Consider the following 12,545-nt stretch of genomic DNA (forward strand, 5'->3'; position numbering starts at 1 on the left):
AGAGAAAAAGAAAAACAAATGACAGTATCTGAAATGAATAAAAAGAAATTAGAAATTATACAATTAATATTGGATTGTAACGATGAAGGTGTTTTATTGAAATGCGAAAAAATTTTAAAGGAAGCAACTGAATAACATGCCACACACAGATAAAAGCCAGACGAAAAACGTTTCGATAAAATCTGTGTATTAGACGGAGTGTTGGGATCTTAACTTTTTTTTATTTTCTATAGCGAATAGTTCAAAATCTTGAAAAGTTCCTTCTATAATAATAAACAATTCTACTCCAATAACTTAGTCTAAAACCGGATTTAATTTTTCAGAATTCCCTATCCTTCGGTTTTTTTACTTAGAAGAATTCTGATGCCAATCCTTTTTATTTGAAGAAATAATAATAGAACCATCTTGTTTTAAGCCTACAACCACATCTGGGATTCCCTGGGAGCGGTTAAAAGTGGCACTCGCCTTCTTACCGTCGGCGGTTTCTGCGGTAATTTTAATTTCAGTAATAAGTCCATCGCTATTCCGTTCGATTCCGGAGAAATTAACTGTAATATTTTTCTTTTCCTTTAAAGCAGCCTTTGTGCTATTAAGGGCTTCGTTGCTGTATTTAGCATTAATGTACCAGAGGTTACTTTCTACCGGAGATGCAGTTTCCCCAATATATCCTTTTCCGAAAATCTCAATCACCCCATTTTTTCCTTTATCTCCATATTTCGTAATTGCAGCTGCTCCTTTCAGCACGTTTATCGATGCAATTTCAGAAGGTTCAAGATCATTGTAATTATAGGTGTCGGGCATTACTTTTCCGTTAAGTACAGTTAGGGGTTTTTCCTGTTGTTGGTCGCCAGCCTTGCCTGTACTTTTCTCACCTGTCCCACGAATGCTGCTGTTGTCCTGCTTCTTAATACTAATAGTTTTTGCTTTAGAAGTAGAATGCTCTCCGTAACCTTTGATTATTACATTTACTGCACCGTCTTTAGCTCTTTCTCCATAGCCCGAAATTGCACTTTCTCCTTTTAAAATTTCGATGCGCTCAATTGTTTCGGGATCTATGCTATCCAGGTTAAAATCGTCTTCTTTTATCTCGCCGTTAACCATTATAAGCCTTTCCTTTTCATGTAAAGCATCAGAAATTTCACTGATTTCTTCTGCTTTTCCAGAATTAGATTTTAAGGACTTGATGGTGACTTTTGCACCTGCTTCAGGTTGCATTTTTGTAGTGATAAGAACTGCACCGTGTTTAGCCGATGTTCCATAAAGTGCTGTAGCCTTTTTCCCTTTTAGCACATTTATTTTTTCAATCCTTTCGGGATTTATAGTATCGATAATTGCCTTTTTTGAAGGTACACCATTAAGGATGTACAAAGGTTCTTTTTGGTTTTCTTCAGTTACTTCCTTCAAATTCACAATTTGAATTTTATTGTTATCTTCAGAAGGGTTCGGCTTTACCATTTCTTTCCCGGGATTCTTTTTCAGGCTTATATAGGCAGGTTTTTCGTAATCGGGATTAATCGCAAGGAATTGCGTATCAATATTTTCCTTATTCCTGTCAATTTTCTTTAATTCTGCGGAAAAATCATCAATAATCCTTCCGTCAGGAATAATAATTACACCGTCTTTGGCTTTTTGACCATATTTTGAAACTGCATCTTCAGAATTTAGAACTTTAAGCTTACTGCTGAAGGTGATATGTTTGTTAAAAAGATCGCGGCTGGCATATTCTTTTCCGTTGATAATATAAAGTGGGGCTTTCCCGATTTTATCGAAAATATTTGAAGTATTTAGCGAATCTCCGGATGTATTAATTTCTGAAAGGTTCTTTTCCTTTGGAATAAACCTGGCTTCGGTTTTTAGATTAAAGAAAAACATAAAGGAAATTAATACCGGAAGTACAAGGCTGATTTTCCACAATTTGGGCTTGTTGTTTTGATTTTTGTTAAGCATAACGATTCGTTTTTTGATGAATGATTGATAAAAATTATTTGTTAAAGAAGGTTGCAAATCAGGTATAGAAGCTTTTACCAGGGCATGCTGGTAAGCCTTGGTGGAACCCGCGACGGCCACCGTCTCCTTGTCTGCCAGAAATTCCAGGTTCTGCGCCACGATTTTTTTATACCACCAGCTAAAAGGATTAAACCAGAGAATAGCTGTGGTGAAGTTTGCAACGAGAATATCTACGGAATGTAATTGTACGGCATGTACCTTTTCATGTTGCAAAATAAGCTCCAGGTCTTTTTTGGAATGTGTCTCGGGGTTGTAAACAATGTACCTGAAAAAAGAAAACGGTCCGGTATTTCGATTAATCTTGATAAGCCTGAAATCTTCAGTTTCTTCAGAATTATGGCTGCTTATTAATTTCAGGATAGAAAGCAGCCTGAACACAACCTGGGACAACATAATTCCTGTTGTGACCAGGTAAATGATTCCGCCAATATACCACCAGTCTGTCGTGGTTTCCTGCTCGAAAGGTGTTGCATTTTGGAGCATTTCCGAAGCGAATTGAGTTTTAATTACCGGTGCTTCCACAGCAATTTTTCTGGTAAAGTAAATGGCGGGAAGTATAAAAGAAGTAAAGATTCCGCCAATCAAAAATTTCCGGTTAAGGTGAAAGGAGGTGTCTTTTCTTAACAGGATTTGGTAAGATAAATAGAAAATAGCCAGCAGTACTGCGCTTTTTAAAATGTATGTTAGGAACTCTTCCATTACTTCTCTTTTTTCTCGATGATTTCAAGTATTTCCCGTAATTCTTCTGCGCTTATTTTCTCTTCTTTGGCAAAAAATGAAACCACGCTTTTATAGGAATCATCAAAAAATCTCTTCGTGGCAAGGTTCATAAACTGCTTACGATAAGCTTCTTTGGAAAGCACAGGGAAATATTGATGGGTATTCCCAAAGGCATTGTGCGCAACGAATCCTTTATCTTCAAGATTTCTTACTATGGTGGAAACCGTATTGTAATGGAGCTTTTGATCTTTAATTTCCGGAATTATTTCTTTAACGAAAGCTTTTTCGAGTTTCCATAAGATCCTCATGATCTCTTCTTCTTTATTGGTTAGCTTTTCCATAGATGAACTTAATTTATGATGACCATTTTGATTTTCAAATATAACGAAAAAAATAGTTGCTAAACTATAAAACTCGTTATTCTTTTTATTTTTTTTCAATTACACTGTAAAGAGGAACTTTCTTTTGTAGTTCTCTATAGTCTTCTGGACTAGAATTAATCTCCTCCAGGCGAAGGAACTCTTTGCCTGGATGCAATACTCTCATTTCTTAAAACCTGAAAAGATTCTGCTATCTTCGCAAAAAAAAGCGAATGAGTGTACTTTTTATTTTTTTAGGCCTGGTTCTTTTAGTGGTAGGAGGTGAATTCCTTGTACGATCTTCGGTGGCATTGTCTTTTAAACTGAACCTTTCAAAAATGGTGATTGGTTTAACCGTGGTTTCTTTTGCGACTTCAGCTCCCGAGCTATTGGTGAGTCTGCAGGCTGCTCTCGATGGTTTTTCAGATATTTCACTGGGTAACGTCATAGGCTCAAATATTGCAAATATCGGTCTTGTTCTTGGCATTACGGCCATTATAGCTCCGCTGGCAATAGACCGTGATTTTTATAGTTTCAATTGGCCTGTAATGATGATATTTTCAATTGCACTCTATTTTTTCCTGAAAAGCGGTGAATATATTTCCAGGCTAGAGGGTTTGTGTTTGCTAATTGCACTGGTAATTTACCTGATAGCGCTTATAGCCCGTTCCCGAAAAACCGTTGATGTGGCAATAGAAGAAGTAGACGAGTCTTTAAAAGCCGTTTCTAACTTTAAAATGATCTTGTGGTTGATTATTGGCGGTGTGTCGCTTTGGGGAGGTTCAGAGTTATTGGTGGAAGGCGCGGTGGATCTGGCGACAACAATGGGGATAAGTGAAAGGGTGATCTCTGTCACCATGATATCTGTAGGGACCAGTATTCCGGAGCTGGCCGCTTCGGTCATAGCTGCCCTTCGGAAGGAAAAAGCACTTTCCCTGGGTAACTTAATAGGTTCAAATATCTTTAATATAGCTTCGGTATTAGGGCTTACCGCTTTAATTCAGCCCATATATTTAAAATCTGAAGCAATTCTTAACAATGACATTTTCTGGATGATAGGAGTTGCTTTTGTGCTTATTCCGTTAGCTTTTTTACCAAAAAAGTTTCAACTGGGAAGATATAAAGGTATTATATTGTTTGTAAGTTACACGATTTTTGTGAGTATTGCATTTTTAGGTTAATTTTTAGGGGTTATGATGAGGAATACTTAATTTTTCACAAATGAATCCAGATATTAAGGGGGGTTTGAATAAAAATTAATAAATTTGGCGATCGAATTTAGAAATTTCAAACAAAATAATATGTCAACCTTAAGATTTGAAGCTTTAAAGCAAACATTTAACCGCAAAGCGGTTAAAATTGAAGAACCTAACAGGAGGTCAGCCCTTTTTGGAAGCAATGTCTTCAATTTGACCGTCATGAAACAGTTTCTTACCAAAGAAGCTCACAAAAGCGTGACTGATGCTATAAAGAACGGTTCTAAAATAGATCGTTCTGTAGCAGATCATATTGCTTCCGGAATGAAAGAGTGGGCAATTGGTAAAGGTGCTACGCACTACACACACTGGTTTCAGCCTTTAACAGGATCTACTGCCGAAAAACATGATGCTTTCTTTGAAACTACCGGAGATGGATCTGCAATAGAAAAATTTGGTGGAGGAGCTTTGGTGCAGCAAGAGCCTGATGCTTCAAGTTTTCCAAACGGTGGTATTAGAAATACGTTTGAAGCAAGGGGATATACCGCATGGGATCCAACATCTCCTGCTTTTATTTGGGGTACCACATTGTGTATTCCTACAGTATTTGTTTCCTACACTGGAGAAGCTTTAGATTATAAAACACCTTTATTAAGGGCGCTACAAGCTGTGGATAACGCAGCAACTTCAGTAGCAAAATATTTTGATAAGAACGTAACTAAAGTAAACGCAACCCTTGGATGGGAACAGGAATATTTCCTTATCGATTCTGCTTTGGCTTCTACAAGGCCTGACCTGCAACTGGCAGGACGTACCTTACTGGGACATGCTCCAGCTAAAGGACAGCAGTTGGATGATCATTATTTTGGTTCCATTCCTTCCAGGATCTTATCTTTTATGATGGATCTGGAAATTGAGTGCATGAAACTGGGAATCCCGGTGAAGACACGTCACAACGAGGTGGCTCCCAACCAGTTTGAGCTTGCTCCTATTTTTGAAGAAGCAAACCTGGCGGTAGATCATAACTCCCTTATAATGGATGTTATGGGCAAAGTTGGTGAGCGTCACAACTTTAAAGTTGTAATGCACGAAAAACCTTTTGCAGGAATTAATGGAAGTGGTAAACACAATAATTGGTCTTTGGGTACAGATACCGGAACAAATCTTTTGGCGCCGGGAAGTACTCCAATGAAGAACCTTCAATTCCTTACTTTCTTTATCAACACCATCAAGGCGGTACATGATAACGAAGAACTATTGAGAGCGGCAATTGCAAGTGCATCGAATGACCACAGACTGGGTGCTAACGAAGCCCCTCCTGCAATTATTTCTGCATTTATTGGATCTCAGCTTACTGCGGTACTGGATGAGCTTGAGAAGGTAACCGATGGGAAATTGTCCCCTCAGGAAAAAACAGAGCTTAAACTGAACGTTGTAGGTAAGATTCCTGAAATCCTGCTTGACAATACAGATAGAAACAGAACTTCTCCGTTTGCCTTTACTGGTAACAAATTTGAATTTAGAGCAGTAGGGTCTTTGGCTAACTGTGCAAGCCCAATGACTGTATTAAACAGTATTATGGCGAAGCAGTTGATAGACTTTAAAACCGAAGTGGACAAGCTTATCAAGAAGGACAAAATGAAGAAAGATGACGCCATCTTTAATGTTCTTAGAGAATATATCAAGCAGTCTAAGAAAATCCGTTTTGAAGGAGACGGCTACGGTGAAGCCTGGGAGAAAGAGGCGGAAAAGAGAGGTTTGAGCAATAACAAAAAGACTCCGCAGGCTCTTAAGGTTCAGGTTTCAGAAAAGACCATTAAGCTTTATGAAGATCTTAATGTGATGAACAGGGTAGAAATAGAAGCCCGTCACGAGATCGAACTGGAAGAATATGCAATGCGTATCCAGATTGAGGGAAGAATTTTGGGTGATATTGCAAGAAACCATATAATTCCAACAGCAATCCGTTACCAGAATATTCTTATCAAGAACGTACGTGGTATTAAAGAAATTTATGCTGAACATTATAAGCAACATGCCAGTGAGCAACTGGACATTATAGAAAGTATTTCTAAACATATTGCAGCCATTAACAGCAAAGTAGGAGAAATGATAGAAGCGCGTAAAGTTGCTAACAAGTTGGAAGATGCCGAGGAAAAAGCATTTTCTTATTGTGATGACGTGCGGCCTTACTTTGATGAAATTAGATATCATTGTGATAAACTGGAATTATTGGTGGATGATGAATTATGGCCCCTAACTAAGTACAGGGAGCTGTTGTTTACCAGATAATCCTTAGCACATATTTTGTTAAAGCCACGGAGTAGTACGCTCCGTGGCTTTTTTGATTGGGCTCAGCCTGCATAATGAATTTTCTATCTCGAACACACCTCCCAGGAACAAATAGGTTCCTAGGGACGCAGCGTCTTAGTTTTTTTATACTGTGGTGCATTGTTCATTTGTCTGTTGGAGTTGAATATTGTCTCTGACACTATTGTTTCTTTACCTCTTTCTTCTGAAAACCGGCTTTTCATATAAAGTAAGCAAGCTAAAATATTAACAGTTGTGAGAAAGTTCTTTCTAATTATAATTATTTTTTCTGCCTCATCCTGCTAAATCATCATATTTTACTAATGATTTACAAATAACCCATAGTATTTTAACAATTAATTTTGTTTTACGTCGAAAACAATTTTTAACAAGGAAGCTTTTTCTTAGTTTAGCTATGTGATTAAGAAACCCCACTACTTCTTTCTCACCATCCTTACCCTAAAGGATGACAGATCAGAAACCCTAATTTCTGTTCGTTTAAAATTACCCCACCCCATTTTTGAAATTGTAATCAATTAATAACCATTAAATATTTCAAATTATGAGAAAAGTAGTTTTAAGCGCAGCAGCGCTAATGTTTGGAGCAATTGGATTTGCTCAAAGCACCAGTACAGTGGGGCAAGAAGGTAACGATAACGATGCTTCTGTCAATCAATCGGCAGGCGCAAACACTTCAACTGTTACTCAAGGAGTTGTTGGTGATCTAGGGTATTCCAACGTTGCAATCATTACTCAGGTTGGTTCCAGCACATCTACTGTGGAGCAATTTGACGGTAGAGACGGAGAGAATGAGAACAACAAAGCCACGGTGACTCAAGTTGGTGATGGCCATATGTCTCTGGTGGAGCAATTGGATGATGACAATATTGCAGAAGTTGATCAGAATAGTGGGGACGGTAATGATAGCGATGTCTACCAAATAGGTTCTTCTAACTGGACTGACGTAGATCAGGAAGGTAGCGGCAATATCTCAGATGTAGATCAATCTGGAGATGCGGGCGACATAGAACCTAATAATGAGGCTAAAGTCTTGCAGCAGGGAGATTTGAATGAATCAGCAGTTGTACAGGATAACACTTTAAATTTTGCAGATGTTCATCAAATTGGAACTAGTAACATAGCAAATGTAGAGCAGGCTAATATTAATCCTGCCGGAGGTACTGAAAATTATGCTGAAATTGATCAAGATGGTATGGGTAACGATGCTAGTGTTGTCCAGGCTGGACAGTATGCTCAAGGTAGCCTTGGCTTAGGTAGTTACTATAATGAATCATATCAAACACAGCTTGGAAATGACAACGATGCAGTAGTACGACAAGAAGGTAGTGGGCACTTAGTTAATCAATTTCAGGACGGAAATAATAACTTTGCAGATGATATCCAAAAAGGATCCGCTCAAACTTCCGATGTATATCAGTTAGGTAACAATAACTCAAGTACCACTTACCAAAATGGTTATGGTCATAACTCCGATGTTGACCAGTTTGGAAATGGAAACATTTCAAATGTGATTCAAAACTAATTGGATTCTATGTTAAAATAATTAAGATTTTAAGTAATTTAGTAGGGTGGGTAATGTTTTAAAGCATCACCTGCCCTCTTTTTAATAAGTTACAGCCATGAGTTTTAAAAATAAATTTTTTCTTTTTCTTTTACTTTTTGGAATATGGTGTTACTCTCAGGAGCAAGTGACCACATCAGAATTAGGAAATATAGATAAGGACAAACAATTTATTACCCTTGCATTACAAAACTGGGAGTTTGGTAAAGAAAAGATGACGAGAGCTTCCACTAGCAGCCATGTTTTTATCGTACAGGTAGGGAGTGGCAATAATGTAAAAAGTAATATTTCCTCTCCAGATGCTATAGTTAATATGAAGCAAGAGGGGGGTGGCAATAATATTGACTTGCAACTGGAAACCGAAAAAGTACGCTATAATGTATTTCAAACTGGCAACAATAATTATCTCCATGATCACACCTACGCACCTCTTGAACCTATTATAGAATTAAACCTTGAGCAAAATGGAAATGAAAATCAATTTTATAAATATGGAACTAATTCCATTACAAATAAGCTGAAATTTAATCTCACAGGAGATTCAAAAGCGTTCATTATAAAGAGTTATCAATGATGTCATCATATTTTGCCACAGGGAAATGTAAACTGGTTATATATCTTATAATTATTTTAACCTCGAAATTTATTTCTGCTCAAAACTTTAATTCAGAAGTGGAAGCTGTAATTAATACCAGTGATACAAAAGATGATATCCTAGAGATTGTTGGGACAGCAGCAAATAAAACGGAAGGAAATTACAGTCTGAAATACGAGCTCTCTGTAATAACTTCTAGCGGCAACAGTAAGAATTCCTCCAAAAACTCCCAGTCTGGTCGTTTTACTTTAGAGCCGTTTGAAACAAAGAACCTTTCTCAGACTTCCGTTTCTGTTGATCCTGAGGGAAGTACTATAATTCTTCTACTCATTTATGATGAGGATGATAAACTCCTGGGAACAGATAGAAAAGTATACGGTTCTTCAGAAGAGGAAGAGGCTGAAAAAAAGATGTCTTATCAAAAGCCGAACGAAGGTATTGAACTTACAGGTATGGTTACTGAAAACACCAAAACTAAACCCGGAAAGGATTTTTATGATTTTTTCTATCAAAAATATAGTCTTAGTCCAAACAAAGGAAATAAAATTATTGAGGTTGATGAAATGATCAGCTTTGGCAGGACCACCAGGATTATGGTAAAAATTGAGGATAAACTTGTTTACCAGTTTTACGCCCGGCCCAAATTAGATTATTTAAAAGATCAGGCAGACCAAGCTTTAAAACAGGTAAACCGTTACTTTGAATATTTAAAGAACAGGAATGAAAGCCTGACCCGCTACTAACCCAAAACAATGAACCTATGAAGAATTTATTACTCACTTTCTTATTATTTATGGCTGGTTTTTCCATGCAATCCCAACAGTTGGTTTATACTCCTAAAAATCCTGCTTTTGGTGGGAATCCTTATAATTCACAATGGTTACTTGCTTCAGCTCAGGCTCAGAATTCTTTTACAGGCCCAGGTGCTTCCGCAAGTAATGCACGGCAAACCGAATTAGAGAGATTTACCCAAAGTCTAAACTCTCAACTTCTCGGCCAGGTTTCCAGAAGCGCTTTTACACGCCAGTTTGGAGAGGATGGTTTGACTCCGGGAACTTATTCTTTTGGAAGTCTTGCTGTAGACATTTACCCTTCCAACGAAGGGCTTGTAATTAATATTTTAGATACCAATACAGGGGAGCAGACCCAAATAGTAATCCCAAATTAAAATTAACCTACTTTTTTATGAACTTCTTTAAAACTATTGGTGCAGTTATTCTCGCAACAATCACCTTATCCTGTGGAACCTATTTCAATCAACCGGTTGATATTACAGAAGCCAGGATTGGCGAAACCTCTAAAGTAACCGAGAGATTAAGAACAATGCCATTACCCGAAGATCCTGTAGTAGTAGGTGTTTATAATTTCAGGGATCTTACAGGTCAATATAAACCTTCAGAGGTAGGTAGTACTTTCAGTACTGCCGTTACACAGGGCGCTACTTCTATATTAATAAAAGCACTGGAAGATTCGAGGTGGTTTACACCTATAGAACGTGAAAATATTGGAAATCTGTTAAACGAACGGAATATAATAAGGTCGACAAGGCAAGAGTATCAGGGTAGTGGTACAAATCAACCACAAGTTCCGCCTCTTCTTTACGCGGGAATTCTGCTGGAGGGAGGTATAGTTTCTTATGACACCAATATTATAACCGGTGGTATGGGAGCACGTTATTTTGGTGTGGGTGGCAGTACTCAGTACCGGCAGGACAGGATCACTATTTACCTAAGGGCAATTTCTACTTCCAGTGGAAAGATTCTTAAAAATATCTATATCTCCAAAACCATTCTTTCTCAGGCTTTGGATGTTAGCTTGTATAAATATGTTAGCTTTCAACGCTTACTTGAGGTGGAAACCGGATTTACCAGAAACGAACCTGTACAGCTTGCAGTAAAAGAAGCTATAGAAAAGGCGGTAGAGGGGCTTATTATAGAAGGCTTAAAAGATGATCTTTGGAGTACGCAAGATGGAGAAGAAATATCGGCTCAGTTAATTTCAGATTATGAAGCAGAGAAAAACGAGGCAGACCTTACAGGTCTTTACAACAGAAAATTTATACAAAGAAAATATAAAAATTCCTTTGGGGTAGGTTTGGGAGCCACTCTTATGCGGGGGGATTACTCTGGAGAAGAAGCAGGTGCTCATGTCAATATTGACTATACAACCGGAATATCAAAATCGCTGTTCATAAGTATTGGCGCAAGTGGTTTTGAATTAAAGAACGAGAACGCGTTCTCGAGAAAATTAGTAGCTCTCGATCTTAACGGCGGGTTTCTTCTGTTACCAAACGACAAAATTTCTCCTTATCTCTTTGGTGGTCCCGGAGTCATAATGGGATTGGAGGAAACACCTGAAGACCCGGATAACCTCCACCTTAAGTTTCAATATGGGATAGGTGCTGAATATTTACTGAACGATAAGCTGGGGCTCAAAATTTTTGCTCAGCACAACCTGGCCTTTGATGATGAAGTAGATTATATAATAAATGGAAAAAGAAATGACCAGTTCTTTAATTTTGGAATTGGAGTAAATTTTTATCTTGGAAATTCAAGTCAGCCACAGAACAATTAATACTTAACCTATGAAAAATTCAAACTATATATTGGCGATATTTACGGTACTGCTATTTAGTGCCTGCAGCGAAGATACCATAGATGCTTTGGGAACCGGTTCTATTGTGGGAACGGTAGTAGAAGAGGGTAGTAACGAACCTATCCAAAATGTAAGGATATCAACTAACCCGGCGTCGTCCACAGTGTTTACCGATGAAAGCGGAAATTTTCTTCTAGAAGATATCTCAGAGGGGGATTATTCGATCGAGGCAAGAAAGGAAGGATTACTTACACAATTTGAAGGAGCAACAGTTCGTACTAATACTGAAGTAAGTGTTATTTTTGAACTTCAACCCGAATCTGTAAATAATCGCCTCCCCGAAGTGCCGCGGCCATCTTTTCCGGAAGATAATGCTACAGATGTAGCTATACCGGTACAATTTACCTGGAGTTCGGGGGATCCTGACGGCGATGCGCTTGTTTATGAGCTGGAATTGAGAAACAGCGCCAATAATGATATAAGGACTTTTTCCAATATTACCGATACAACGTATACGGTCAGTGATCTGAATTATGGCTATAAATATTTTTGGCAGGTGAAAGTTTCAGATAGTGTGAATAATCCTGTTCTAAGTCCTGTCTATGCTTTCCAGACTTCAGAACTTTCTGGTGGGAGGTATTTATATGTGAAGCAGATGCAAAACAACAATGTTATTTTTTCTTCTAATGGAGAAGGTAACGAAATTCAACTCACATCTTCTAATGTGAATAGTTTCAGGCCAAGAAGAAGTAGTACCACCAATAAAATTGCCTTTCTAAGGTCGGTTGGTGGGCGTACTCAGCTTTTTACCATGAATGCTGACGGTACTAATCAATTTCAGGTCACCTCCAGTATTCCCGTTAATGGATATGATCTTGAAAAAGTAGATTTTTCCTGGGCTAATGATGGAACTACACTGGTGTATCCAAACTTTGGAGATCTTTACCGGGTAAATGTCACAGGGGGAGGCACGCAAAAGATTTACAATACTCCTAATGGCAAATTCATTACAGCCGTAGACGTTAGTGAGGATGACAGTACAATAGCATTGTTAATAAATGATCCAAATGGATACAATGGCTCGATTTATACAATATCTCCTGATGGTGAATTTCAAAATTCCGTTATTTCAGGTGTAGACGGGGCTCTGGGAGGTATAGATTTGTCAGTTGATAATCGCA

10 protein-coding genes are annotated in these 12,545 nt (G+C 38.0%); 8 read left to right on the forward strand and 2 right to left on the reverse strand.

Annotation, left to right across the window (positions count from 1 at the left end; translation table 11 throughout):
* Window positions 1-345: 345 nt before the first annotated feature.
* On the reverse strand, window positions 346-2,706 hold the full coding sequence (locus tag RM529_RS13960; protein WP_311485383.1) for a TonB-dependent receptor plug domain-containing protein: 2,361 nt from the start codon (window positions 2,704-2,706) through the stop codon (window positions 346-348).
* Window positions 2,706-3,068 carry a BlaI/MecI/CopY family transcriptional regulator gene (locus tag RM529_RS13965; protein ID WP_311485384.1) on the reverse strand — a complete coding sequence of 121 codons (363 nt, stop codon included), beginning with the start codon at window positions 3,066-3,068 and terminating at the stop codon, window positions 2,706-2,708. The genes RM529_RS13960 and RM529_RS13965 overlap by 1 nt, the downstream gene beginning before the upstream one ends.
* Window positions 3,069-3,319: 251 nt before the next feature.
* Between RM529_RS13965 and RM529_RS13970 the strand changes: the two genes are divergently transcribed.
* The 8 genes from RM529_RS13970 to RM529_RS14005 form a co-directional block, all read left to right on the forward strand.
* Complete coding sequence (locus RM529_RS13970) at window positions 3,320-4,267, forward strand: calcium/sodium antiporter (RefSeq protein ID WP_311485385.1); 948 nt, start codon at window positions 3,320-3,322, stop codon at window positions 4,265-4,267.
* Window positions 4,268-4,387: 120 nt separating this feature from the next.
* A complete protein-coding gene (locus tag RM529_RS13975) occupies window positions 4,388-6,574 on the forward strand; it encodes a glutamine synthetase III family protein (protein ID WP_311485386.1) in 2,187 nt (728 codons plus the stop codon).
* A 580-nt stretch (window positions 6,575-7,154) separates the two neighbouring features.
* Window positions 7,155-8,135 carry a hypothetical protein gene (locus tag RM529_RS13980; RefSeq protein WP_311485387.1) on the forward strand — a complete coding sequence of 327 codons (981 nt, stop codon included), beginning with the start codon at window positions 7,155-7,157 and terminating at the stop codon, window positions 8,133-8,135.
* Between the two features lie 97 nt (window positions 8,136-8,232).
* Window positions 8,233-8,748, forward strand: a complete 516-nt coding sequence (locus RM529_RS13985) for a hypothetical protein (RefSeq protein ID WP_311485388.1) — start codon at window positions 8,233-8,235, stop codon at window positions 8,746-8,748.
* On the forward strand, window positions 8,745-9,512 hold the full coding sequence (locus RM529_RS13990; RefSeq protein ID WP_311485389.1) for a CsgE family curli-type amyloid fiber assembly protein: 768 nt from the start codon (window positions 8,745-8,747) through the stop codon (window positions 9,510-9,512). The genes RM529_RS13985 and RM529_RS13990 overlap by 4 nt, the downstream gene beginning before the upstream one ends.
* 17 nt (window positions 9,513-9,529) lie before the next feature.
* Window positions 9,530-9,937: a curli production assembly/transport component CsgF gene (locus RM529_RS13995; RefSeq protein WP_311485390.1), complete on the forward strand. Its 408-nt coding sequence runs from the start codon at window positions 9,530-9,532 to the stop codon at window positions 9,935-9,937.
* A gap of 17 nt (window positions 9,938-9,954) precedes the next feature.
* On the forward strand, window positions 9,955-11,343 hold the full coding sequence (locus RM529_RS14000) for a CsgG/HfaB family protein (RefSeq protein ID WP_311485391.1): 1,389 nt from the start codon (window positions 9,955-9,957) through the stop codon (window positions 11,341-11,343).
* 10 nt (window positions 11,344-11,353) lie between these two features.
* The coding region (locus RM529_RS14005; RefSeq protein ID WP_311485392.1) for a carboxypeptidase regulatory-like domain-containing protein at window positions 11,354-12,545 on the forward strand (1,192 nt) is incomplete at its 3' end.

The sequence above is a fragment of the Autumnicola edwardsiae genome, from assembly GCF_031846505.1.
Taxonomy (GTDB): Bacteria; Bacteroidota; Bacteroidia; order Flavobacteriales; family Flavobacteriaceae; genus Autumnicola; species Autumnicola edwardsiae.